Origin of the sequence: Aminobacter sp. P9b (genome assembly GCF_045345995.1) — a bacterium.
Lineage (GTDB): Bacteria > Pseudomonadota > Alphaproteobacteria > Rhizobiales > Rhizobiaceae > Aminobacter > Aminobacter niigataensis.
This window is the reverse complement of record NZ_CP150083.1, coordinates 262,849-286,183: the sequence shown is the minus strand read 5'-3', so window position 1 is coordinate 286,183 and position 23,335 is coordinate 262,849. Positions and strand designations below refer to the sequence as shown.

Sequence of the window (23,335 nt, the reverse complement as noted above, 5' to 3'; positions counted from 1 at the left end):
CCCCTCCACGCAAATGAGGGAGCGCGAACGCCCCCTCATCGACACTCATCTGATTTGCCGGCTTAAGACAAGTGGCTCAGGCCCAGGGCAAAGAGAAGGTCTTGACGTTGGTGAAGCTCTTCATCGCTTCAATGACGCCTTCCTTGTAGCCGTTGCCGCTATCCTTGATCCCGCCAAATGGCGACATCTCGATACGATATCCCGGGACTTCCCAGATATTCACCGTGCCGACCTGCAGGCCGGCGATGTATTTCTGCATACGCCGGAAATCGTTGGTGCAGACGCCTGATGAAAGGCCGAAGGCGGTGGAGTTGGACAGCGCGATCAGTTCGTCGTCGTTGTCTGGAGCGCGCACGATCGGAATGATCGGCCCGAAGGTCTCTTCCATGACCAGTTCGGATTTGTGCGGCACGCGATCGACGACGATCGGCGGCAACAGCGCGCCCTTGCGGCCGGGGTCGTAGAGCACTTCGGCACCTTGCTCGGCGGCCATGTAGACGCGGTTTTCGAACAGTGCCGCTGCCTTCTCGTGGACCACGGTGCCGAGATCGGTCGTCCGGTCCATCGGGTCGCCGAACCTGATCTTTTTCGCCCGCTCCAGAACCATTGGCACGAAACGGTCGGCGACACTTTCCTGGCACAGGATGCGCTTGACTGCGGTGCAGCGCTGACCCGAGTTCTTGGTGGCACCCGCGACCGCCAGATCGGCCGCCTTGGCGAGATCGTCGTCGGAGAGGTCGTTGAGGATGATCAGCGGATCGTTGCCGCCGAGCTCCAGCACCTGGCGCTTGTAGCCGGCGGTGCGGGCGATCAGCTTGCCCACCGGCACACCGCCGGTGAAGGTGATCAGTTCGATATTCTCGTTGGTGATCATCTCGGCGCCGATGTCGGCAGGCATGCCGGTGACCACCGACAGCATCTCCGGCGGCAGGCCGGCTTCATAGAGGATGTCGGCGAGGATCAACGCCGTCATCGGCGTCAGCTCCGTCGGCTTGACCACCACGCAGTTGTTGGTGGCGATCGCCGGCGCCACCTTGTGCGACACCATGTTGAGCGGATGGTTGAAGGGGGTGATCGCCGAGATCGCCTTCAGCGGCTCGCGCGTGGTGAAGATTTTCCGCGCCTTGCCGTGTGGGGTCAGGTCGCAAGAAAAGATCTGGCCATCGTCCTGTATGCACATCTGCGCCGACAGCGTGAACACGTCATAGGCGCGGCCGACCTCGTAGAGCGAGTCGACCTTCGAGATGCCGAGCTCCAGCGTGATGACGTCGGAGATCTCCTCCTTACGCGCGGCAAGTGCCTCGGCCGTGCGGAACAGGATCTGCTGGCGCTCGTAGCGTGTCAGCTTCGAGCGGTAGTTGGCGGCGATGTCGAAAGCCTGGCGGGCGTGCTCGGTACGCCCCGCCGGCACTGTGCCGATCACCGCATTGGTGTAGGGGTAGTGGACGTTGACGACGCCATCGGCGTCGACCTTGCGTCCGGCGATGCGCATCGGCTCGTGGCGCACCTTGAAGGTTGTTTCAGCCTTGACCATCACAGGTCCTCCCTCACGCCAACGCCGCCGCCATGGCGGCATAGTGGAACGCATCGAAGTTGCGCAGAACCGGCTCGTTGGGGAGCGTCGGCAGCTTGCGGTTGACGATGAAGGGTACAGCCTGTTCGGTCAGACCGCCATGCGAGCGCAGCGGTTCGTTCAGTGCCGCCAGATCGTGGCGATGTTCGCTGGTGCCGATGGTCTTGTTCTCGGTGGAGACCAGCACGATGTCGCCGATGCGGTCCGACGGCAGTTCGAAGCGTTGGCAGGCGGTGGCGTTGTCGATGACGACGTCGATGCCTTCGATGGCGGCGAGGCGCTTCATGATGCCGGCCTGGTCGGCGCCCTCGGGCAAATAGGCGGTGGCGAACGAACCGAGCGCGCCGTGATGGACGACATAAGGATCGGTGATCGGCAGGATGACGCGAGCGGCGTCCTTGCCCAGCCACTCGTCGAGCAGGTCCTGGACATAGACAACGTCAGGGGTGCCGTCGGCCTTGTGCTTGGGCTTCATACCGTGGTCGGCGGTAATCACGATGGCGGCACCGAGTGCGTCGAGCTCGCCGAGATACTTGTCGAACATCTCGTAGAAGGCGTTGGCCTGCGGCACGCCGGGCGCATATTTGTGCTGCACGTAGTCGGTCGTGGTCAAATACATCACGTCAGGCTTGAATTCCTTCAACAGCTTGACGCCGGCGGCGAAGACGAACTCCGACAGTTCGGCCGAATAGACTTCCGGCACCGGCTTGCCGAGCCAGGCCGACGCGTTGTCGATGCCGTGCTCGGTCTTGGTCGAGACATCGGACTTCTCCGACGAAAAGCAGATGGCGCGGCCGTCGTCGAACTTCAGGCCGCTCCCGAGCAGCGCGCGCAGCTTGTCCTTGGCGGTGACGACGGCAACGCGGGCACCGGCGTCGTAGAAGGCCTGGAAGACGGTCGGCGCGCGCAAGAAGCGCGGGTCGTTCATCATCACTTCCTTGCCGGTCTCGCGCTCGTAGAGGTAGTTGCCGCAGATGCCGTGCACGGCCGGCGGCCGGCCGGTGGCGATCGACAGATTGTTGGGGTTGGTGAAGCTCGGGATGACGCTGTGGGCGGTGCGCTCGGTGCCCTTGGCGCGGATCCTTTCGAGCGAGGGCATCAGGCCGGCCTTGACCGCCTCGTCGAGATAGGCCGGCTCGCAGCCGTCGAGGCAGATGGCAATCGCCGGCACGCGCGGCCATTCGTAGTTGCGGCCGTTGGCGCTGACGTTGATCGTGGTCATCTTGTTCATGGGGGGAGGGTCCTTTGTAATCTTCTTGTTATCAGGCGGCGAGCTTGGCGCGCTCGGCAATTGCGGCGGCCGGGGGAGCCGCGGTGTCGACGCCCATTTCGTGCAGCGACTGTCCGGCGGCTTCCACCACCTTGCGCATGACGTGTTCGTCCATCCGCCCGATGCAACCGACGCGGAAGCTGTCCACAACGGTCAGCTTGCCCGGATAGATGATGAAGCCCTTTTCCTTCATCAGTTCGTAGAAGCGGTCGAAGGCGAAGTCCGGATGGGCCGGGTTGAAGAATGTGACGATGATCGGCGACAGCCAGCGCTCCTTGAGCAGCGTCTCGAAGCCGAGCTCGCGCATGCCTGAAACCATGACGTCGCGGTTTCTGATATAGCGGGCGCCGCGACCGGCGACGCCGCCTTCGGCCTCGTGCTGGCGCAGCGCCTCGAGGAAAGCGGCGACCACATGCGTCGGCGGCGTGTAGCGCCACTGGCCGGTCTTGTTCATGTGCGCCCACTGGGCGTGCACGTCGAGGCTGAGCGAGTGGCTGCGGCCCTTGGCAGCTTCAAGCTCGCTCTTGCGGGCGATGATGAAGCCGAAGCCGGGCACGCCTTCGATGCACTTGTTGGCCGACGACACCATCGCCTCGTAGCGGATTTCGCTGACGTTGAGCGGGATCGCGCCAAACGCGCTCATCGAGTCGACGAGGAACTTGCGGCCCTTGGCGTAGACGGTTTCGGAGATTTCGGCGACCGGATTGAGGATACCTGAACTGGTCTCGCAGTGGACCAGGATGACGTGGCTGATGGCCGGATCGGCATCGAGCGCTGCGGCCACTTCATCGCCGCGTGGCGGCATGTAGTCGCCCTTGTCGATGGCGACATGGTCGCGGCCGAGATAGCCGAGCGTCTGGACGATGCGCTGGCCGTAGGCGCCGTTGACCAGAACCAGCGCCTTGCCATCCCGCGGCACGAAGGAGCCGAGCATCGCCTCGACGGAGAAGCTTCCGCTGCCCTGCATCGGCACGCAGTCGAATTCGCCGTTTCCGTCGCCGAGCATGGCCAGAAGCCGCTGGCGCATCTCGGCCGTCATCGCCCTGAAGTCGCCGTCCCATGAGCCCCAGTCGCGCAGCATTGCCTGCTTGACGGCATAGGAGGTCGTCAGTGGACCGGGGGTCAGCAAATAGGGCTCGCCCAGCGCCGGGGCAGGGAAGGGGGCTGCGGCTGCAAGCTTGTGTTCGGACAGCATTTCTTTCTCCTCGCCGTCTTCAGATGTTTGGTTCGACCTCACCTTGGGTCTCTTCGATCCATATGTAAAATCGTTATTTTGTATTCTTCGATAAGCTAAAACGATGATCGTCGACAACTGTCAGGCGGTCCTGGCAAGCCGGCTTTCCAGCAGGTCGCCACTCTGGGTCAGGATCGGATAGGCGACCGACACCAGCAGAGAATTGAACTCCTTCAGCGCCCGCACCGCCTCGAGATGGATGTCGCTGGTCTCGATGCTTTGCGGAGTGCCCGACTGCAGGCGCTTGAGATGGCGTTCGTGGCTGTCGCGTTCGAGCCTGCGCATGCGCTCCTTCTCGACCACCAGCTGGCGCGCCGCCTCGAGATCGCCGGATACCAGCACGTTCATGGCGATCTGCATGTTTGCCAGCACCCGGTCATGCAGCACGGTCAGCTCCGACCACCCCTCCCGGGAAAAGCTCAGCCTCTTGTCGCTCTTCTCCTCGGCCAGCACGAGCAGGTTCTTGGCGATGATGTCGCCGGCATGCTCGAGATTGATGGCAAGGTCGGTGAGCTCGATGCCGCGCCGCGCCTCGTCCTGGGTCATCGTCCCGCGGTTGACCTCGGCAATGTAGAGCTTGATGTCGGTGTGGGCGCGGTTGACCTCGTCGTCGAGCTTGCGCACCTGGTCGACACGCGCCCGGTCGCCGGATTCGAAAAGATCCATCACCGGACGCAGCATGATCTCCACCACCTCGGCCATGCGCAGCACCTCGCGCGTGGCACAGGCGAGAGCCACGCTCGGCATCTTGATGACTGTCCTGTCGAGCGCACTTGTACGGCGTGACATCAGGTCGAAGCTTTCCTGCCCGGCTGGCGCGTCCGGCAGGATGAGCCGGACCAGCCGCTCCATCGGGCCGGTGAAGGGCAGGCACAGGACCAGCAGAGCAAGGTTGAAGGCTAGGTGCATGTTGACCACTTGGCGCGCGGCGCTTTCGCCGAACCAGGCCATCGGCAGTTCCACCAGTTGCAGGGCAACCAGGATCGCGACTGCAGCTGTGGCGCGGAAGATCAGGTTGCCAACGGGGATGCGTCGGGCATCGATGGCCTGGCCGCGAGTCAGCCCGACGGCGACGAGGCCGGCGCCGAGATTGACGCCGAGAATCATCGGCAGCGCCACCTCGGCCGGCAGCACGCCTTGCGCCGCCATCGACATGAACAGCAGCACGGAAGCGACGCTGGAATGGATCAGCCAGGTGAACAGGGCGGCGGCGGCAAAGGCCGTTACCGGATCGCTGCGCAGGTAATCGACCGCCATCGGCAACAACGCGCTGTGGCGCATCGGCGCCGTCGCTTCGCCGACCATGCGCAGCGAGATCAGGATGAAGGCGATGCCGAGCAGGGTGCGTCCGGTCTGCTTGACGATCCGCGCCTCGACCTTGAGGAACAGCGTTGCGCCGGCAAAGAGCAGCAGCGGCACCAGCCAGCTGAGGTCGAAGGACAGCGCTTGCACCACCAGCGCCGAGCCGACGTCGGCACCGAGCATCACCGCGAGCCCGCCCGAGACGGTCATCACGCCGGTCGCAGCAAAGCCTGAGGCGAGCACTGCCACGGCGGTGGCGCTCTGCAGCATGACGGCGAGCACGGTGCCTGCGGCTGCCGCCCGCACCCGCCCCCTGGTCGCGCCGCGCAGCGCTTCGCGCAGCACTGCGCCATGCGCGCGTTCGACGCCTGTGCGCACCATGCGCACGGCCCATAAAAGCAGCATGATGGCGCCTGCCAGTTGCAGCAGGATGAACATGAATTGCATGGCCGCGAGCCTCCGATTGCAAGCGCGCAGCTGTGGCGCTTGCCCTATCCTCGGCCGTTGTGAACATAAATCAAATCGTTAGTTTCGATATTTGTATTGGCTGAGTTTATTGCTATTCTGCCCCCACGTCAGGGAACGAGTATGCGCTACGTACAGCTTCGAGCATTCCACTATGTCGCGATTTGCGGCGGCTTTTCGCGCGCTGCCGAGACGCTGTTTCTTACCCAGCCGGCGATCTCCGACCAGGTGCGCAAGCTCGAGGAAGAATACGATGTTTTGCTCTTCAACCGCCATAAGAAGCAGGTGACGCCGACGGCCGCAGGCCAGCAACTGCTCGAGATCACGCGGCGGATGTTCGACACCGAGCAGCAGGCGCTGGAACTGCTGTCGGAATCGCGCGCGCTGCGTTCGGGCACATTGCGCATCGTCGCCGACGCCGCCCATCACCTGCTGCACATTCTCGGCCAGTTCCGGCAGAAATATCCCGGCATCCAGGTTTCGGTTCGTGCCGGCAATACCGAGACCGTCATCTCCAGCCTCTACAGCTACGAGGCCGACATCGGCGTGCTCGGCGAAATCCCGACCGGGCGCGATTTCGAGGTGGTGAACCTCAACTCGACGCCGATCGTGGCGTTCGTCTCGACGGACCACCCGCTGGCGGCGGCCAAGTCGCTGTCGCTGCATGAACTGTCGCTGCTGCCGCTGGTCATGCGCGAGCGTGGTTCGAAGACCAGGGCCAAGCTGGAAGACCTGGCCGCCAAGGAAGGCTTCGAATTCAAGCCGGCGATCGAGGCGGAGGGGCGCGAGGCGGTCCGCGAGATCGTGGCGTCAGGCGCCGGCATAGGCTTCGTCTCGGCGGCCGAGTTCGGCCAGGACGCGCGCCTGGTGCAGATCCCCATCGATGCACCCGAAATGCTGATGGACGAGGCGCTGATCTGCCTCAAGGAGCGCAGCGGCGGCAAGCTGGTGCGCGTGTTCCTCGACATCGCCCGGTCGATGGCTGCGGGCTGACGGGCTGGCAGTCCCGACTATCTCGTCATGTCGGCCAGGGCCTCGCGCATCGCAGAGCTGGTGATGCCGAACATGCCGCCATAGGGGATGTGGAGGTCGATGATGACGAACATGACGCTGGCGACGGCCACCACGCCGATGGTTAGCACGACGGCGCCCAGCATCTTGCGCGGAATCTGCAACCCGAAGCTCAGGAATACCAGCGCCAGCCAGACGCTGACGATGCGGCTGAACGAACCGCGGGAGACGCCGTTGGCATCCTCGATGACCGCCCAGCGGCTCTCCTGCACCAGGGTGTAATCGCTGCGGCACCTGGCAGCCATGTTGGTGTGCAAGGCATCCGATGGCGTCAGCCCGTCCACTATCAATCCAACCTCGTTGATGAGCGCCTTCAGGCCCTGGTCCTCGCCGCTTGCGGCGATCTTGCTGATATCAGGCATGCCGTCGACCACAGGCGCGGGCTCGCTCGTCCAGGTGCTGGCTATGACGGCGGCGGTGTATCGGCGAAGAATCCGCCTTGCAGGCTCCATCTCGATGCCGAAATTGCGCAGGCACTGGTCGAGCCGGGCCAGTCTTGCGGCATAGAGCGAACGGTCCTTGTTGGCCGCGTCGAAAGCCTGCTTCCCCGTCGATAGCTGCAGGCTGAGAACCAGTGCGGCAAAGGTGACGAGAAGTCCCGTCACCAGCCGCAGTGCATCCATGTTGCCTTGCGACAGATGGTCTTCATGCAGGCGCACGCGCAGCGCCACCCCGCAAATGGCGGCCACGATGAACAGTATCAGGAACCCGAACCCGTAGAGGATTTCCATGGTGCTGGACGGTGAGGGACCGACTGTCGGCTTCAGCCGAGGCTAACCCACACCGCTGGATGGCACAATGCCAGTGGGGAGCACGGCAAGTCCAAAGGGCCTAGTGTTCTTCCCGCGTCTCTATCGGGGTGCCGGGGAGATAGAGCGAAATCGGCCGGATTTCGTACACGGCGGTCGGGTTGGCTGAGCGGAGCTCGCGCGCTGCCGCAACCGCCGCGTCCATCGTCGGATAGTCCACGACGTAGAAACCGAGCAACTGCTCCTTGGTCTCGGCAAAGGGACCGTCGGTGACGAGGCCGAGCCCTCTGCCCCTCAGCGTCACCGCGCTCTCCGTCGGCCCCAGGCGCGCCGCCGGGCCCAGATGCTTCTCGCGGACGAGGCGGTCGTTGACCTCGAGCAGATCCTTCATCAGGGCCGCATCCTCCTCCTCGGTCCAGGATTCGACCACGCCCTCGGCGTGATATGCCAGGATTGCGTACAACATGCGCTGCCTCTCGCTTGTCTGTACATCTCGGAGGCACAGTATTGGGTTCGACTGCCCGCGGGCAAGCGCCGCGACCGACGGCCCATTTTCCCATGCGCTGCTATGCCCCGACAGAGAGCTCTCGCGCTCGGCGCGCGCGCGTGCCATAAGCCGCCGCAACTCCCCCTCCCAGGCCTTGGTTTCCATGATCCGCATCGAGAACATCAGCAAGCAGAACAGCCACCGGCTGCTTTTCATCGAGGCTTCGGCCACGCTGCAGAAGCAGGAGAAGATCGGCCTCGTCGGCCCCAACGGCGCCGGCAAGACGACGCTTTTCCGCATGATCAAGGGCGAAGAACTGCCCGACGAAGGCCAGGTCTCCACCGAGCGCGGCATCACCATCGGCTATTTCAACCAGGATGTCGGCGAAATGGCGGGCCGCAGTGCGGTGGCCGAGGTCATGGAAGGTGCCGGGCCGGTGAGCGAGGTCGCAGCCGAAATGCGCGAGCTCGAGGCGGCTATGGTCGACCCCGACCGCGCCGACGAGATGGACGCCATCATCGAACGCTACGGCGAGGTGCAGGCGCGCTACGAGGAACTGGACGGCTATTCGCTCGACGGCCGCGCCCGCGAGGTGCTCGACGGCCTGAGCTTCACCCAGGAAATGATGGACGGCGACGTCGGCAAGCTGTCGGGCGGCTGGAAGATGCGCGTGGCGCTCGCCCGCATCCTGTTGATGCGGCCCGACGTGATGCTGCTCGACGAACCGTCCAACCATCTCGACCTTGAAAGCCTGATCTGGCTGGAGGATTTCCTCAAGGGCTACGACGGCGCGCTGCTGATGACCTCGCACGACCGCGCCTTCATGAACCGCATCGTCAACAAGATCATCGAGATCGACGGCGGCTCGCTGACCACCTATTCCGGCGACTACGAATTCTACGAACAGCAGCGTCAGCTTGCCGACAAGCAGCAGCAGGCACAATTCGAGCGCCAGCAGGCGATGCTGGCCAAGGAGATCAAGTTCATCGAGCGCTTCAAGGCGCGCGCCTCCCACGCAGCCCAGGTACAGAGCCGGGTCAAGAAGCTCGACAAGATCGATCGCGTCGAGCCGCCCAAGCGTCGCCAGACGGTGGCCTTCGAGTTCCAGCCGGCGCCACGTTCGGGCGAGGACGTGGTCACGCTCAAGAACGTGCACAAGCGTTATGGCAGTCGCAGCATCTATGAAGGCCTGGACTTCCAGGTCCGCCGCAAGGAACGCTGGTGCATCATGGGCCTCAACGGCGCCGGCAAGTCGACGCTGCTGAAGCTGGTTGCCGGCGCCTCCGAGCCCGACGACGGCACGGTCGCCCGCGGCCCAAGCGTCAAGATGGGGTATTTCGCCCAGCACGCCATGGACCTGCTTGATGGCGACCGCACCGTGTTCGAGCAGCTGGAATACACCTTCCCGCAGGCGGGGCAGGCGCCGCTGCGCGCGCTCGCCGGCTGCTTCGGCTTCTCCGGCGACGAGATCGAGAAGAAGTGCCGGGTACTGTCGGGTGGCGAAAAGGCGCGCCTGGTGATGGCGATCATGCTGTTCGACCCGCCCAACCTTTTGGTGCTCGACGAGCCGACCAACCACCTGGACATCGCCACCAAGGAGATGCTGATCGCAGCGCTTGCACAATACGAAGGCACCATGCTGTTCGTGTCGCACGATCGCCATTTCCTTGCTGCCCTGTCGAACCGGGTGCTGGAGATCACGCCTGACGGCGTCCACCAGTATGGCGGCGGCTATGTCGAATATGTCGAGCGCACCGGCCAGGAAGCGCCCGGCCTGAGGCACTGATCTAGCTTGACAGCCTAGTTGGCACGACCTTCGAACAGGTCGCGCTCGCGCGCCAACCCTTCGCCGACGACGTCGAAGAAGGCGCGGACACGAGCCGTGCCCTTCAGATCCTGATGGGTGACGATCCAAAGTTCGCCGGCGAGTTCCTCGATCGGTTCGGCCAGCGCACGCACGAGGCCCGGCTCATTGTCGCCGAGATAGCAGGGCAGCAGCGCAAGCCCGATGCCGGCCTTGGCCGCCACCGAATGGTTGACCAGGCTGTTGGTGCGGTAGACGAAGCTGCTCGCCGAGACGTACTGTTCCAGCCAGTCCGCGGCCATGATGCCGCCCGCGGTTTCCTCCCAGCCGATCAATGCATGTGCGCCCAGCGCCGCAGCTTCGCCGATCGGGCCGCCGTTGATGTCGAGATAGGCTTGCGAGGCAAAGAACGTCCAGGCGACGCCGGCGAGCTTGCGGCCCCAGAGGTCGCCCTCTTTCGGCCGGATCGGCCGCAGCGCGACATCTGCTTCTCGGCGCGACAGGCTGAGCACGCGGTTGTCGATGGCGAGTTCGACGACGATGCCGGGATGGACGGCGCGGAATTCGGCAAGGTGCTTCGTCAGCCTGCTACAGGCGAGCGTTTCCGACGACGTGACACGCAACCGCCCGGACAGCCGGCCATCGGCGCCGGCGATGTCGCGCGCCAGCGCCAGCGCCTCATCTTCCATGCGCTCTGCGGCAGCGGCCATGCGTTCGCCTGCCGGTGTCAGTTGGTATGTACCGCCAGGCAGGCGCTCGAACACGCGCACTCCCTGCCGTTGCTCAAGCGCGTTGAGCCGGCGAAACACGGTAGAGTGGTCGATGCCGAGCAGTCCGGCCGCCGTAGTGAGGCTGCCGGCGCGGGCCACCGCCAGCACAAGCCTAAGTTCGTTCCAGTCTTCCATGCCTGCTTTCTAGCACGGCCGGTGCTTGCAGTCATGCAAGCGATGCTGGCGAAAACCCAATGAGCATTGCGACAACGCAAGAGCTAGCTTTTTCCCTGGAAGCAACGACCGCACGGTCAAAAATCCGAGAGGACAGATCATGAAGCTCTATTACGCCACCGGCACCTGCTCGCTGTCGCCCCATATCGTGGCGCTCGAAGCGGGCATTTCGCTCGACATCGAACGCGTCGACATCTTCAAGAAGCCGCATGTCACCTCGACAGGCCACGACTTCACCAAGGTGAATCCAAACGGCTACGTGCCGGTGCTCGAACTCGACGACGGCTCGCTGCTCACCGAGGGCGCGGCGATCGTGCAATATCTTGCCGACCTCAGGCCGGAAGCGAAGCTGGCCCCTGCGGCCGGCACGCGCGAACGTTACGAGCTGCAGTCCTGGCTCAACTTCGTCGCCTCCGAACTACACAAGATGTACAGCCCTTGGCTGTTCCATCCCGAATACGGCGCCCAGGCGCAGGAGGTGGCGCGCGGCAAGATCGCCGAACGCCTCGCCTCTGTCGAAAGCCATCTGGCAGGCACCGGCCCCTACCTCATGGGCGAGACCTTCAGCGCGGCCGACGCCTATCTCTTCACCATCGTCGGCTGGTCAGGCTTCGCCAAGGTCGATCTTTCCGCCTTCCCGCGGCTGCGCGCCTACATGGACCGTGTCGGCGCACGGCCGACGGTGCGCGAAGCGATGCGTGCCGAAGGCATGAAGCTCGCGGCCTGACCATGAACCAGGGACTTGCCTGGACCCTGCTTGTGGTAGCCGGCGTTCTCGATGTCGCCTGGGCGGTGTCGATGAAATATGCCGAAGGCTACACCCGCCTTGGCTGGTCGATCGTCTCGGTGCTTCTGCTGGCAGCCTTTGTCTACCTGCTCGGCAGGGTGCTGGAGGCGTTGCCCGTCGGCACCGCCTATGCGGTGTGGACTGGCATAGGCGCTGCCGGCACCGTCATCATGGGCGTCGTGCTGTTTGGCGAGACGCTTGGGCCGTTGCGTTTGGGCGGGGTCGTTGTCGTGCTTGCTGGCATCGCCATGCTCAAGCTGGCTGAGGCCTGACGCCAAAGAAAAGCCCCTCCGCGATGGGAGGGGCAGTCGGGGTGGGTAGGGTAAATGATCAGGCGGCTTCGCGCAGGTCGGTGCTGTCCGCTCTCACGCGCTCGGACTTGGGGTCGTAGGGCGCCTTGAGATGGGCGGTAGCGGTGTGGCGTTCACCGGCAAGGTCGATCTCGAAGCGGCCGTTTTCGATGAAGTCCTTGTCGACGCCCTCGGCATTGTCGAGCAGGCCGAGCGCCACCGAGCGTCCGAGCGTGTGGCCGTAAGACGCCGAGCGCACTTCGCCGACCGGCTTGCCGTTGCGCAGGATCAGCTCGCCACCCCACAGCATGGGGGCGGAATCGTCGAGCGTGAACTGCACGATGCGGCGGGTGAGCTTGCCCTTGGCCTTCGTTTCGATCAGCGCTTCGCGGCCGATGAAGCCGCCCGGCTTGTCCATCGACACGGCGAAGGCAAGGCCAGCCTCGAACGGGTTGATGTCGGGGGTCAGCTCGCGGCTCCAGGCGCGGAAGCCCTTCTCGATGCGCAGCGCCTCCAGCGCGTAGTAGCCGCAGTCGGACAGGCCGTGTTCGTGTCCTGCCTCATGCAGCGCCTCATAGACGCCGACGGCGAATTCGGTCGGCACGATCAGCTCCCAGCCAAGCTCGCCGACATAGGTCATGCGGTTGGCGTAGGCGGTGGCATAGCCGATGTCGATCTCGCGGATACTGGCAAACGGGAAGCCGGCATTGGAGAGATCCGCCGAGGTTAGCTTGGCAAGGATGTCGCGCGAGCGAGGGCCCATCAGCGCCAGCACCGCATAGGATGAGGTGACGTCGGTCAGAGTGACATGTGCGTCCTCGGGGATATTTTTCGAAATCCAGTCGGCGTCGTGCACGGCCTGGGCCGAACCGGTGACGATGAGGAACTTATCGCGGCCAAGCCGCATCACTGTCAGATCGCTCTCATAGCCGCCGCGCTCGTTGAGCAGGCCGGTATAGATGGAGCGGCCGATCTCGACGTCGACGTCGGCGGCGCAGATGCGGTTGAGCACGGAGGCTGCGTCGCGGCCCTGCACCATGATCTTGGCGAAGGAGGTCTGGTCGAAGATGCCGGCGGCCTCGCGGGTGGCCTTCATCTCCCGCTGCACGGCACCATGCCAGTTCTGTCGGCCGAAGGAATATTCGGTCTCCGGCTTCTCGCCCGGCGCGGCGAACCAGTTGGCGCGCTCCCAGCCCATCTTGGAGCCGAAGCAGGCGCCCCTGGCGGCCAGCCGGTCGTAGAGCGCCGAGCGGCGGAACGGCCGCGCCGTGTCGAGTTCGCGGTTCGGCCACGGCATGGCGTAGTGCAGGCCGAGCGTTTCCTTGACGCGGTCGTGCAGCCAGCGCGGATTGTTGTTGAAGCCGGCGAAACGCCTGATGTCGACCGGCCACAGGTCCATGGTCGCGGCACCGTTGACGATCCACTCGGCCAGCGCCCGACCCGCGCCGCCGGCACTGGCGATGCCCATCGAGTTGAAGCCGGCGCCGACGAAGAAGTTCTTCAGCTCCGGCGCTTCGCCGAGGATGAAATTGTTGTCGGCGGTGAAGCTTTCGGGGCCGTTGTAGAATTTCTTGACCTCTGAAGTCTCCAACTGCGGCACGCGCACCAATGCGTTCTGCATTAAGATCTCGAACTGGTCCCAGTCGTCGGGCAAAAGTGCGAACTCGAAATCGTCGGGGATGCCGTTCATGCCCCACGGCTTGGCCTCGGGCTCGAAGCCGCCCATGACGAGGCCGCCGACTTCTTCCTTGAAATAGATGTAGCCGTCTGGATCGCGCAGCACCGGCAAGTCCGGATGCACGCCCTCGATCTTGCCGGTGACGATGTACATGTGCTCGGCCGAATGCAACGGCACCGTCACCCCGCACATCGCGCCGACCTTGCGCGCCCACTGGCCAGCACAGTTGACCACGATCTCGGCTGCGATGTTTCCCTTGTCGGTCTCGACGCCGCAGGCCTTGCCGTCCTTGACGGTGATGCCGGTGACGCGGACACGTTCGATGACCCGCGCCCCGCGGTTGCGTGCGCCCTTGGCCAGTGACTGGGTCAGGTCGGTCGGGTTGGCCTTGCCGTCGCCGGGCAGCCAGACGGCGCCGACGAGGTCGTCGATGGCCATGACCGGCCACTTCTCCTGCGCTTCCCTGGCCGAGATCACCTCAATGTCGACGCCCTGTGCGCGGGCGGATGCCGCGGTGCGCTTCAGCACCGTCATGCGGTCAGCGCTGCGGGCCACCGACAGCGAGCCGCAGTTCTTCCAGCCGGTGGCAAGGCCCGTCTCGGCCTCAAGCTCGCTGTAGAGCTGGGTCGAATATTTGATCAGGCTCGTCATGTTGGCGTGGCTGCGCAATTGCCCGACCAGACCGGCTGCATGCCAGGTGGTGCCGCCGCTGAGCTGACCCTGCTCGAGCAGCACGACGTCGGTCCAGCCGAGCTTTGTCAGGTGATAGGCGACCGAGCAACCGATGATGCCGCCGCCGACAATGACGACGCGTGCCTGCGTCGGGAATTCCTGCGCCATGATGAAAAGACCTCCCAAGGTGATGGTCGCTACCTTAGCGTGGTCGCAACAAAATGCAACATTAAATGCAACAAATAATCACATATGCCTGGAACCCGACGAGGCAGGGACCGCGCGGTGCAGAGTCCAGAAATTTTTTCCCGACCCTGTCGGAACGAGTCTCCGCCGAACGTCTTCAAGGCGTACAGTCGGCAGGTGCGATGAGGAGATCAGACATGAGAAAGATCGTGGTGGGTGCATTCATGAGCCTCGACGGCATCATGCAGGCACCCGGCGGACCCGACGAGGATCCGATCGGCGGCTTCAAACTCGGCGGCTGGGCGGCGCCCTATTTCGACGACACGATGACCGAGGCGGTGGGCGAGATGTTCGCCAGGCCGTTCGACCTGCTGCTTGGGCGCAAGACGTACGACATCTTTGCCGCGCATTGGCCCTATGTCGATGCGGACGATCCCATCGGCCCGCTGTTCGACCGCATCAACAAATATGTGGCCACCCGCAATCCTGACCTGAAGCTCGGCTGGCAAAACAGCCATTCACTCGGCCCGGACGCAGTCGCCGCCGTGCGCAAGCTGAAGGCCGGGGACGGTCCCGACCTGTTGACCCAGGGCTCGACGGATTTCCTCAAGACCCTGTTCGCCGGCGACCTCGTCGACGAGCTCAACATCTCGATCTTCCCGCTGGTGCTGGGCAAGGGCAAGCGCCTGTTCGGCGATGCCGCCCTGCCGGCGGCGCTGAAGTTGGTGTCGTCGAAGGTTTCCGGCACCGGCGTGACGGTCAACAAGTACATCCGTGACGGCGACATCGTCACCGGCTCGTTCGAGTTCGAGACCCCGACCGAGGCTGAACTGGAACGGCGGCGGAAGCTGACCTGATCGTCGGGCCGGGCAAACGCGGAGCGGCAGCCTCGCCGCTCCCCCAGGTCGGCTATTCGCCGACGATCACCTTCGGTCCCTTGCGCTCCAGTGCCTCCACCATCGCTGCGGGGGAGGGGCGTCGACGATGATGCCGGCGGCAAGCTCGAAGCGTTGGATGCGCAGCGGCGTCAGCCGGCCGAACTTCGAGCTGTCGAGCACGAAATAGGCGCGAGCGGCGGTGGCCGCCATGCGCGAGCGCTGCTCGGCGCCGTTGCGGGTGAAGTCGGTGACCTCGCCGTCGGGCGACAGCGCGCCGGCGCCGAGGAAGGCAACGTCGATGCGGAAGCGGCTTATGGCGTCGAGCGCGTCGATGCCGACGGCAGCCTCTTCCGACGGGTCGATCTCGCCGCCCAGCATGTGGACGCGCACATGCGGCTGGCGGCACATATGCAGGGCGATCGTCAGGCTGGTGGTGCAGATGGTCAGGTTCTGCTTGCCGGTAAGCGCATGCGCCACGGCGAGCGTGGTGGTGCCGGAATCGAGGAACACCACCATGCCGTTCTCGACCAATGCCGCCGCCGCCCGGCCGATAGCGGCCTTGCCGCCGGCATTCTCCTGGCTGCGCAGGGTGAGCGCCGGCTCTGTTGCTTCGAACAGGGTCGCGCCGCCATGGACGAGGTCGAGCTGGCCGCGCTCGGCCAGGAACTTCATGTCACGGCGGATGGTCTCGCGCGAGACGTCGAAGAAGGCTGCAAGCTCGGTGATGCCGACCGAGCCGTCGGCGGCGAGACGCCTGAGGATCTCGTCGTGGCGGCGCGGCGCGAGCGCCTTGTGGTTCTGCGAGTCGGACATGCGGCCAATGTGGCGGCAATGCCGCCACATTGGCAAGAAGATGTTGCAATATGTGGCATGCGGCGCATGCCGCCACATCAGATCCGGACGCGTTCGCCCGTGGGGTCGTAGGCGCAACGCTCGATGACGGTGGCCCGGCTCCGACGGCCGAAAGCCTCGACCTCGATTTCCTTGAGCCCCATGTCGTCGCCCCTGAGATAACCGAAGACCAGGGACGCACCGATCGTGTGGCCGAAGTCGCCGCTCGTCGTCATGCCGACGACGCGACCGTTCACCGACATCGCCTCACCGCCATAGACGGGCAGGGGATCCGCCAACCGGAAACAGGCGAGCTTGCGGGTCAGTCCACGCTCCTTCTGGGCGGCGAGCGCCTTGCGGCCCTGGAAGTCGCCCTTCTTCATCGCAACGGCAAAGCCAAGACCGGCTTCGAGCGGCGTATCATCAGGGGTGATGTCGGCGCCCCAGTAGAGGTAGCGCTTTTCCATGCGCAGGCTGGAGATTGCCTTGTAACCGACATCGGCGATGCCGAACGGCGCACCGGCATCGCGCAGCACCTCATAGACATAGGCCATGTATTCGATTGGCACGTGCAGCTCCCAGCCAAGTTCGCCGACATAGGTGACGCGGGCGGCAAAGACTGGAGCCCAGCCGACGCGGATTTCGCGGCAGGTCATGTAGGGGAAGGCCTCGTTGGAGACGTCGTGCTCGCTAACCTTGGCCAGCACCTCGCGCGAAAGCGGCCCGCACAGATTGATGACGCCATAGGCACTGGTCACGTCATGCACCGAGACCGAGCCGTCGCGCGGCATGTGGCGGCGGATCCAGCCGCCGTCGCGGGTGCCGAAGGCGGATCCGGTGACAACATGGAAGCGGTCTGCGCCGCGTCGCATGATGGTGAGATCGGCCTCGATGCCGCCGCGCCTGTTGAGCAGCTGGGTGTAGATGACGGCATTGCCGCCGCGGTCGACATTGGCTGCCGCCAGCCACTGCAGATAGGCGAGCGCGCCGGGGCCTGAGACCTCGAATTTCGAAAAGGACGACTGGTCGACCAGTGCCACGCCTTCGCGGACGATCCTGTGCTCGCGGCCGATGACTTCGGCATAGGGCGCGCGTTCGAAGGTTTCGAGCGGCGGCTTGGCCTCGCCCGGCTTGAGGAAATAGTTGGGGCGTTCCCAGCCGAACTTGACGCCGTTGACCGCACCTTGCGCGGTCAGCGTCTGGTAGAGCGGCGAGCGCCGTAGCGGCCGGCAGGCCGAACGTTCTTCTTCCGGCCAGGCGATGGCGTAATATTTCGAATAGGCCTCGATGGCGCTGTCCCTGAGATAGGCGAGCCCGCCATGCGGATGGCCGAAGCGGCGCAGGTCGAAGGCCCAGAGATCCATGCCCGGGTCGCCTTCGACAATCCAGTTGGCCATGGCGCGGCCCGCGCCACCGGAAGCGGCGATGCCTGAGGTGAAGCCGCAGGCGACGAAGAAGTTCTCATAGTCGCCGGCAAGGCCCATGACCGGCTCACCGTCGGCTGAGATCGGGATCGGGCCGTTGACCACGGCGCGCACGCCGAGTTCGCCAAGGATCGGAATGCGGTTTGCGGCACCTTCGATCACTTCCGAGATGCGCTCGAGATCGTCGGGGAAAAGCTCCTGGCCAAAACTCATCGGCAGTTTGCCGAGCCCGTAAGCGGCGCGGGTCTCCTTTTCCCAGCCGCCGATCGCCATAGCACCCGGCTCCGGCTTGACGTAGAAATTGGCGTCGGGATCGCGCAGGGTCGGCAGGTCGTCGGGCACGGCAGGCGACTTCTCGGTGACAAAATATTCGTGCTCGACGACCGTGATCGGCAGGTCGATGCCGGCGAGTTCGCCGAGCTGGCGCGCCCACAGGCCAGCGGCATTGACGACGATCTCGCAGCCGACATCTCCATCCGCGGTCTTCACCGCGGTGATGCGGCGATCCTTGATGGCAAAGCCGGTGACGGTGACACCCTCGACGATGCGTACGCCGCCCGCGCGTGCGCCCTTGGCGTAGGCATGGGTCAGCGAATAGGGGTCGACATGGCCGTCCGAGGCGATCCAGGTCGCGCCGCGCAGGTCCTTGGTGTCGACCAGCGGGAACAGCCGCTTCACCTCGTCAGGCCCGACCAGCTCCATGTCGAAGCCGTAGCTCTTGGCGGCGGTATGGGCGCGCTTGAGTTCCTCCCAGCGGGCATCGGAAGCGGCGAGGCGCAGGCTGCCGACATTCTTCCAGCCGACATCCTGGCCGGTCTCGGCACCGATCTTCGCACACAGGTCGGCGCTGTACTGCATCAGGCGCGTCAGGTTCACCTTGCTGCGCAGCTGGCCCATCAGGCCAGCGGCATGCCAGGTCGAGCCCGCCGTCAGCTGGTTCTTTTCGAGGAGCAGCACGTCCTTTTCGCCGGCCTTGGCGAGGTGGTAGGCGATGGAGGTGCCGATGGCGCCACCGCCGACGATGACGATGCGGGCGTGCGAGGGAAGCTTGGACATGTTGGCCTTTCGGGACTGGCCTCGCAGGCGGCGAGGAATTTCGGTTTCGGTGCGGCCGGGGCGTGCCGGCCTGTTCAGAGATCGAGGGTGAGGCTGGCTGACCTGGCGCGCGAGCAGCAGACGGTGAGGAAGTCGCGGCGCTCGTCGTCGGTCAAAGCCTGGTCGCGGTGGTCGGGTTCGCCGTCGAGATAAGGAACCATGCAGGAGCCGCAGATACCCTGCCGGCAGCTGGTCGCGATGTCGTGGCCGTCGGCCTTGAGCGCGGCGAGCAATGTCGTGCCAACGGATACCTGGATGGTCTTGCCGGTCGAGGCGATGGTCACCGAAAACGGCTTGTCGCCTTCCGCCTGCCTGGCCTCGGGTGTGAAGCTTTCGACATGGACTTGCTCGCGCGGCCAGCTTTCCGTGGCGCGGTTGAAGGCTTTCAGGAAACCGGCGGGACCGCAGGCATAGGCATGCACACCTGCAGCCGCAGTGCCGACGAGCGCCGCCATGTCAGGCCTGCGAGCCGGGTCGTTGCCGTCGAGATGGAGTGCCGCACGCCCTGCCGCGACCTCGGCCTGGATGATATCGCGAAACGCCACTTCCTTCAGCGAGCGGGCGCAGACATGGACGAAATAGCTCGCCTTGCTTCGCTTGAGATGGTGGATCATGGCGATGACAGGCGTGATGCCGATGCCGCCTGACATGAGGACGTGGTGTTGCCCATTCTCGGCAAGCGGGAACCCGTTGCGTGGCGGATCGGCGCGCACCACCACGCTGCGCGAAAACGTCTCGGCGACTTCGAGCGAACCGCCTTCGCCATTCTCCTCGCGCTGGACCGCCACCCAGTATTCGGCCTTGTTGGCCGGGTCGCAGCACAGCGAGTAGCAGCGTGCCCGGCCGCTCGGCAGGCGGAAGTTGAGATGCGCGCCCGCACTCCAGGCGGGCAATCGCTCGCCATGGGGCGAGACCAGCCGATAGGCCGAGACGCGTGGCGTCAACACCTCGATCTCGGCTATCTGCAGCAGGATTTCCGGCCTGGAGAGCATTTTTTTCACACTTGTCCCTAGGGCTAGGCGCTGGCGACCCCCTCTGTGGGGAGGGGTAAGGGGTGGGGGTATTGCCAGAGGCGGAGCCCGCCGGGATGGGAACCTGACATGGCATCGCCAGCGGACCCCCCACCCTCGATCCCTCCCCACAAGGGGGAGGGAGGTTGGCCGGCCGGATCAAGCCGTCATCTGGTCGGCGTACCAGCGCACATACCGATCGACATTGGCTTCCTTGGTCGGCGAATAGGGGCCGGGCTCGAAGCCGGGGGAGGTGATGCCGATCCACTGGCGCCGGCAGATCTCCCAGTCCTCCGACATCACCTGATCGTGGAACGCGGCGATCTTCCCGGGGTCGTAGTCGCGGCCCTCGACAGCCTTTTCATCGACCAGCCAGTAGCCGCGCACGATCGTCTTGGTCGGCGACAACGGCGTGATCCGCACGGTGTGGGCATAGTCGGAATTGGCGTGGCACCAGAAATTGATATTGGTGTTGGCGCGCGCCGTGCCCATGTCGGGATCAGTGAAGCCGGCCATCAGCACGTCGCAGACCAGCTGCCCGTCCGGGCTCTCGGTGACCATGCCCTTGCGCACCGGGGTGCGGTTGGCGCGGAACCACTCGGACGTGTTGTTGGAAGAGGTGTTGACGCGGGCCGTGTCGAGACCGGCTTTTTCCCAGCGGATGCGGCAGTCGCCCAGCCGCTCCGAAATCTCGTCCTTGAGGTCGGGATTGTCGTTTTCGGTGTCGTACTGCACCGAGACATAGCCATGGTGGTTGGCTTCGCAGTGATAGCACTCGCGGTTGTTCTCGACGACGATCTTCCAGTTCACGTCGATCTCGTAATCGCGGATCAGCGCGATCTTTGCCTTGGCCATGCCCTGCGATTTCAGGATCGGCGACAGGTGGTCGCGCAGCTCTTGGAAAGGCGAGGGGGTTTCCGACAGGTTGACGAAGATCAGCCCGTCGAACTCTTCGGCATGCGCCCGCTTCAGGCCGTGCGCCGACTTGTCGAAGTCCTCGCCCATCATCGGCACGCCGATCAGGGTGCCGTCATGGGCGTAGGACCAGGAGTGATAGGGGCAAACCAGTCGTGTCGCCTTGCCCTTCTCCTTGGTGCAGATGATCGAGCCGCGGTGGCGGCAGACATTATGGTGGGCATGCACCTCGCTGTCGCGGTCGCGCACCACGACGACGGGCGCGCCGCCGACATCGAGCGTCATGTAGTCGCCCGCCTTGGGCAGCTCGATCGAGTGGCCGGCGAAGAACCAGCTGTTGCGGAAGATGCGGGCCTGCTCTTCGGCGAAAATCTCGGGATTGGTATAGAAATCGCGTGGCAGACCGTAGCCGGGTCGATAGCCCTGGAGCCAGTGGACGTTCATAGCAGTGCCTCCCAGATGCTGAACTGGGCAGATTGGAAACGTTCTTGCCTGCCCAAGCAAACGCGATTACCTTGGGGGAAGCACAAGAAAATCTAATGGTACCATGGCCTCTGCCCGACCACCCCTGAACTGGCTCCGGGCCTTCGAGGCCGCCGCACGGCTCGGCAGCTTCGCCGGAGCCGGCGCGGAGCTGAACGTCACGCCCTCGGCCATCTCCCAGCACATCAGGGCGCTCGAGCTCAGGCTCGGCAAGGAGCTGTTCGACCGCCACGCCAATGGCGTCAGGTTGACCGACCGCGGCCGCCGTTATGCCGAAGAGCTCGGACGTGCCTTCGGCCTGATCGATGAGGCGACCGCCAGGATCGCCGGACGCGGCACGCGCGAAATGCTGGTCGTGCATGTGCCGACGTCGTTTGCCAGCCAGTGGATCGCGCCACGGCTCGACCTGTTTCGTGCCTCCCATCCGACCATCGATCTCAGGCTGACCGCGCTCGACCATGGCGAAGGCAAGGTCGATGCCGCGATCGAGTTTGGCTGGGGCAACTGGCCGAAGCGCGAGGCGACGCTGCTTTTGCGCGACGAGACCTTTCCGGTCTGTACGCCGAAATATGCCGAGTCGCTGAATTCACCCGAGGACCTGAGGGCTCGAGACCTGCTGCATGTGCCCGGCTATGACGAGGATTGGGACACCTGGCTCGCCCATGTCGGCGTTACCGGCATCGACACATCGGCCGGTTCGTTCTTCGACCAATCGATCATGGGCATTCGTGCCGCGATCGAAGGCAAGGGCGTGCTGCTCGGCAGGACGGCGCTCATCGAACGCGAACTGGCGAGCGGCCTCCTGGTGGCGCCGTTCGAGCAGCGACTGCGCGGGGCGGGATCCTACTGGTTCCTTGCCACGCCGCAGAAAGCCAGGACACCGAAGGTGACGGCTTTCCGTGACTGGCTGTTGAGCATGACCGCGCCCGTGGCGGCCGTCGGGGCGTGATCTCGGACTGCCTGGGGTGACGCTTGCCGCAAATTGCAATGTTGCATTTTGTGTTATTTTGCGCCAATTTGTGACTCAACGGTTTTGGCCTGGGAAAAGTCGAGCTCCTGCCTTGCCGCATGCGCCGGGAGGGCCACATGAACGCGCCAAGCAAGCACACGGACTTCGATGTTGGAGCTCGCTGGCCGGGTGTGGATTTCCAGCGTCCGGTGCCGCGATCCCAAGTGGCACAAGCATCTGCCGAGTTCTCCATCCTGCTCTTGCAGGGCTTTTCCCAGCTCTGCCTGTCGTCACTGGTCGAGCCATTGCGGCTTGCCAATGCGCTGGCCGGCACCGAGCTGTTTCGCTGGAAGCTCGTCAGCCTCGACGGACGCTCGGTGGCGAGCGCCAGCGGCATTGCCGTCGAGGTATCAGGCAGTTTCGCCGAGGCGGCCAAGGCGCTGCCGTTCGAGCCGCAGGCGGCATTGGCGATCTGTGCCGGGGAGGGCGTGGAGCGACACGGCGCGCAGGAGCTGCGCGCCTGCCTGCGCCGTATCGGCCGCGCCCAACTCCCAATCTATGCGTTGGGCACCGCGACCTGGCTGCTGGCCGATGCGGGTCTGCTCGGCGATGCGCGCTGCACCATCCACTGGGGCAAGATGGCAGCACTTTCCGAAACCTTCTACGATCTCGCCATCGACGACGCGCTGTTCGTGCGCGACGGCCAGATCGTCACCTGCGCCGGCGAACTCGCCGCCTTCGATCTCGCCATCGACATCGTGCAGGAACGCTGCGGCACGGAATTGGCGCGCAGCATCTGCCAGCATGTCACCGCCGATCGCTGGCGCGACGGCGCCGCCTGCCAGTCGGTGCCGCCGGGTCTTCGTTATGGCAGCACCGGCAAGAAACTGTTGCGCATCGTCCAGATGATGGAAAAGCACATCGAGGAGCCGCTGTCGCTGGAGGAGATCTCGGCCCAGGTGTCGCTGTCGCGGCGCCAGATCGAACGGCTGTTCGAGCGGCATCTCGCGACGACGCCATGGCAGCATTATCTCGGCCTGCGGCTCGCCAAGGCGCGGCAACTGATCGAACTCACCAGCATGCCCATCATGAACGTCGCCGTTGCCTGCGGCTTCGTCTCGTCGTCGCATTTCTCGAAAAGCTTTCGCGACCACTTCAAGGTCCTGCCGAGCAAGTTGCGCTCGCCCGCGGCGTGACGATCAGGCGTCGACGCTAACGGCGCTTCGACATCAGGCTGG

At 64.5% G+C, this 23,335-nt stretch carries 18 protein-coding genes and 1 pseudogene; 7 read left to right on the top strand and 12 right to left on the bottom strand.

Annotation, left to right across the window (positions count from 1 at the left end; translation table 11 throughout):
• Nucleotides 1–76 precede the first annotated feature (76 nt).
• The 4 genes from phnY to WHT83_RS25450 all read right to left on the bottom strand — a co-directional run bounded on the left by phnY (nt 77) and on the right by WHT83_RS25450 (nt 5,826).
• Complete coding sequence (gene phnY, locus WHT83_RS25465) at nt 77–1,534, bottom strand: phosphonoacetaldehyde dehydrogenase (RefSeq protein WP_341878468.1); 1,458 nt, start codon at nt 1,532–1,534, stop codon at nt 77–79.
• Nucleotides 1,535–1,547: 13 nt separating this feature from the next.
• On the bottom strand, nt 1,548–2,804 hold the full coding sequence (gene phnA, locus WHT83_RS25460) for a phosphonoacetate hydrolase (protein ID WP_341878467.1): 1,257 nt from the start codon (nt 2,802–2,804) through the stop codon (nt 1,548–1,550).
• 31 nt (nt 2,805–2,835) lie between these two features.
• Nucleotides 2,836–4,038, bottom strand: a complete 1,203-nt coding sequence (locus WHT83_RS25455; RefSeq protein ID WP_341878466.1) for a 2-aminoethylphosphonate--pyruvate transaminase — start codon at nt 4,036–4,038, stop codon at nt 2,836–2,838.
• Between the two features lie 120 nt (nt 4,039–4,158).
• A complete protein-coding gene (locus tag WHT83_RS25450) occupies nt 4,159–5,826 on the bottom strand; it encodes a Na/Pi cotransporter family protein (protein WP_341878465.1) in 1,668 nt (555 codons plus the stop codon).
• 141 nt (nt 5,827–5,967) lie between these two features.
• Here WHT83_RS25450 and WHT83_RS25445 point away from each other — a divergent pair, with 141 nt between their 5' ends.
• The gene (locus WHT83_RS25445) at nt 5,968–6,837 is read left to right on the top strand and encodes a LysR substrate-binding domain-containing protein (protein WP_341878464.1); all 870 of its coding nucleotides are present in this window, start codon (nt 5,968–5,970) and stop codon (nt 6,835–6,837) included.
• A gap of 17 nt (nt 6,838–6,854) precedes the next feature.
• Here WHT83_RS25445 and WHT83_RS25440 read toward each other — a convergent pair whose 3' ends face one another.
• Both WHT83_RS25440 and WHT83_RS25435 read right to left on the bottom strand, forming a co-directional pair.
• Nucleotides 6,855–7,646: a hypothetical protein gene (locus WHT83_RS25440; RefSeq protein WP_341878463.1), complete on the bottom strand. Its 792-nt coding sequence runs from the start codon at nt 7,644–7,646 to the stop codon at nt 6,855–6,857.
• Between the two features lie 100 nt (nt 7,647–7,746).
• Nucleotides 7,747–8,130, bottom strand: a complete 384-nt coding sequence (locus WHT83_RS25435) for a YciI family protein (RefSeq protein WP_341878462.1) — start codon at nt 8,128–8,130, stop codon at nt 7,747–7,749.
• Nucleotides 8,131–8,314: 184 nt separating this feature from the next.
• Between WHT83_RS25435 and WHT83_RS25430 the strand changes: the two genes are divergently transcribed.
• Entirely contained in the window at nt 8,315–9,937 is a 1,623-nt protein-coding gene (locus WHT83_RS25430) for an ABC-F family ATP-binding cassette domain-containing protein (RefSeq protein WP_341878461.1), read from the top strand.
• Nucleotides 9,938–9,951: 14 nt separating this feature from the next.
• On the opposite strand, the gene WHT83_RS25425 is transcribed toward WHT83_RS25430, so the two are convergent.
• Entirely contained in the window at nt 9,952–10,860 is a 909-nt protein-coding gene (locus tag WHT83_RS25425; protein ID WP_341878460.1) for a LysR family transcriptional regulator, read from the bottom strand.
• Between the two features lie 139 nt (nt 10,861–10,999).
• Here WHT83_RS25425 and gstA point away from each other — a divergent pair, with 139 nt between their 5' ends.
• Together gstA and WHT83_RS25415 are read left to right on the top strand one after the other, a co-directional pair.
• Nucleotides 11,000–11,626, top strand: coding sequence for a glutathione transferase GstA (gene gstA, locus WHT83_RS25420; RefSeq protein WP_341878459.1), 627 nt, complete (start codon nt 11,000–11,002; stop codon nt 11,624–11,626).
• 2 nt (nt 11,627–11,628) lie between these two features.
• Complete coding sequence (locus WHT83_RS25415) at nt 11,629–11,958, top strand: multidrug efflux SMR transporter (protein ID WP_341878458.1); 330 nt, start codon at nt 11,629–11,631, stop codon at nt 11,956–11,958.
• A gap of 58 nt (nt 11,959–12,016) precedes the next feature.
• Here the strand turns inward: WHT83_RS25415 and WHT83_RS25410 are convergent, their stop codons facing one another.
• Entirely contained in the window at nt 12,017–14,494 is a 2,478-nt protein-coding gene (locus tag WHT83_RS25410) for an FAD-dependent oxidoreductase (RefSeq protein ID WP_341878457.1), read from the bottom strand.
• 215 nt (nt 14,495–14,709) lie between these two features.
• On the opposite strand from WHT83_RS25410, the gene WHT83_RS25405 reads away from it, so the two are divergent.
• On the top strand, nt 14,710–15,369 hold the full coding sequence (locus WHT83_RS25405) for a dihydrofolate reductase family protein (RefSeq protein ID WP_268738129.1): 660 nt from the start codon (nt 14,710–14,712) through the stop codon (nt 15,367–15,369).
• A 52-nt stretch (nt 15,370–15,421) separates the two neighbouring features.
• Here WHT83_RS25405 and WHT83_RS25400 read toward each other — a convergent pair.
• From WHT83_RS25400 to WHT83_RS25385, 4 genes and pseudogenes are all read right to left on the bottom strand, one after another.
• Nucleotides 15,422–16,203, bottom strand: a pseudogene (locus WHT83_RS25400) (DeoR/GlpR family DNA-binding transcription regulator).
• Nucleotides 16,204–16,280: 77 nt separating this feature from the next.
• Complete coding sequence (locus tag WHT83_RS25395) at nt 16,281–18,701, bottom strand: FAD-dependent oxidoreductase (RefSeq protein WP_341878456.1); 2,421 nt, start codon at nt 18,699–18,701, stop codon at nt 16,281–16,283.
• A 74-nt stretch (nt 18,702–18,775) separates the two neighbouring features.
• The gene (locus WHT83_RS25390; protein ID WP_183263954.1) at nt 18,776–19,732 is read right to left on the bottom strand and encodes a PDR/VanB family oxidoreductase; all 957 of its coding nucleotides are present in this window, start codon (nt 19,730–19,732) and stop codon (nt 18,776–18,778) included.
• 177 nt (nt 19,733–19,909) lie between these two features.
• On the bottom strand, nt 19,910–21,109 hold the full coding sequence (locus WHT83_RS25385) for an aromatic ring-hydroxylating dioxygenase subunit alpha (protein ID WP_341878455.1): 1,200 nt from the start codon (nt 21,107–21,109) through the stop codon (nt 19,910–19,912).
• Nucleotides 21,110–21,212: 103 nt separating this feature from the next.
• Between WHT83_RS25385 and gcvA the strand changes: the two genes are divergently transcribed.
• The gene (gcvA, locus tag WHT83_RS25380; protein WP_268738124.1) at nt 21,213–22,097 is read left to right on the top strand and encodes a transcriptional regulator GcvA; all 885 of its coding nucleotides are present in this window, start codon (nt 21,213–21,215) and stop codon (nt 22,095–22,097) included.
• A gap of 137 nt (nt 22,098–22,234) precedes the next feature.
• Nucleotides 22,235–23,293, top strand: coding sequence for a GlxA family transcriptional regulator (locus WHT83_RS25375; protein ID WP_341878454.1), 1,059 nt, complete (start codon nt 22,235–22,237; stop codon nt 23,291–23,293).
• Nucleotides 23,294–23,335 lie beyond the last annotated feature (42 nt).

What these genes read in the sequence shown, in the direction of transcription:
- WHT83_RS25375 (WP_341878454.1), top strand. Translation starts at nt 22,235, where the DNA reads ATGAACGCGCCAAGCAAGCACACGGACTTCGATGTTGGAGCTCGCTGG.
- WHT83_RS25445 (WP_341878464.1), top strand. Translation starts at nt 5,968, where the DNA reads ATGCGCTACGTACAGCTTCGAGCATTCCACTATGTCGCGATTTGCGGC.
- gcvA (WP_268738124.1), top strand. Translation starts at nt 21,213, where the DNA reads ATGGCCTCTGCCCGACCACCCCTGAACTGGCTCCGGGCCTTCGAGGCC.
- gstA (WP_341878459.1), top strand. Translation starts at nt 11,000, where the DNA reads ATGAAGCTCTATTACGCCACCGGCACCTGCTCGCTGTCGCCCCATATC.
- WHT83_RS25410 (WP_341878457.1), bottom strand. Translation starts at nt 14,494, where the DNA reads ATGGCGCAGGAATTCCCGACGCAGGCACGCGTCGTCATTGTCGGCGGC.
- WHT83_RS25425 (WP_341878460.1), bottom strand. Translation starts at nt 10,860, where the DNA reads ATGGAAGACTGGAACGAACTTAGGCTTGTGCTGGCGGTGGCCCGCGCC.
- WHT83_RS25385 (WP_341878455.1), bottom strand. Translation starts at nt 21,109, where the DNA reads ATGAACGTCCACTGGCTCCAGGGCTATCGACCCGGCTACGGTCTGCCA.
- WHT83_RS25450 (WP_341878465.1), bottom strand. Translation starts at nt 5,826, where the DNA reads ATGCAATTCATGTTCATCCTGCTGCAACTGGCAGGCGCCATCATGCTG.
- phnY (WP_341878468.1), bottom strand. Translation starts at nt 1,534, where the DNA reads ATGGTCAAGGCTGAAACAACCTTCAAGGTGCGCCACGAGCCGATGCGC.
- WHT83_RS25390 (WP_183263954.1), bottom strand. Translation starts at nt 19,732, where the DNA reads ATGCTCTCCAGGCCGGAAATCCTGCTGCAGATAGCCGAGATCGAGGTG.
- WHT83_RS25415 (WP_341878458.1), top strand. Translation starts at nt 11,629, where the DNA reads ATGAACCAGGGACTTGCCTGGACCCTGCTTGTGGTAGCCGGCGTTCTC.
- WHT83_RS25395 (WP_341878456.1), bottom strand. Translation starts at nt 18,701, where the DNA reads ATGTCCAAGCTTCCCTCGCACGCCCGCATCGTCATCGTCGGCGGTGGC.
- phnA (WP_341878467.1), bottom strand. Translation starts at nt 2,804, where the DNA reads ATGAACAAGATGACCACGATCAACGTCAGCGCCAACGGCCGCAACTAC.
- WHT83_RS25430 (WP_341878461.1), top strand. Translation starts at nt 8,315, where the DNA reads ATGATCCGCATCGAGAACATCAGCAAGCAGAACAGCCACCGGCTGCTT.
- WHT83_RS25405 (WP_268738129.1), top strand. Translation starts at nt 14,710, where the DNA reads ATGAGAAAGATCGTGGTGGGTGCATTCATGAGCCTCGACGGCATCATG.
- WHT83_RS25435 (WP_341878462.1), bottom strand. Translation starts at nt 8,130, where the DNA reads ATGTTGTACGCAATCCTGGCATATCACGCCGAGGGCGTGGTCGAATCC.
- WHT83_RS25440 (WP_341878463.1), bottom strand. Translation starts at nt 7,646, where the DNA reads ATGGAAATCCTCTACGGGTTCGGGTTCCTGATACTGTTCATCGTGGCC.
- WHT83_RS25455 (WP_341878466.1), bottom strand. Translation starts at nt 4,038, where the DNA reads ATGCTGTCCGAACACAAGCTTGCAGCCGCAGCCCCCTTCCCTGCCCCG.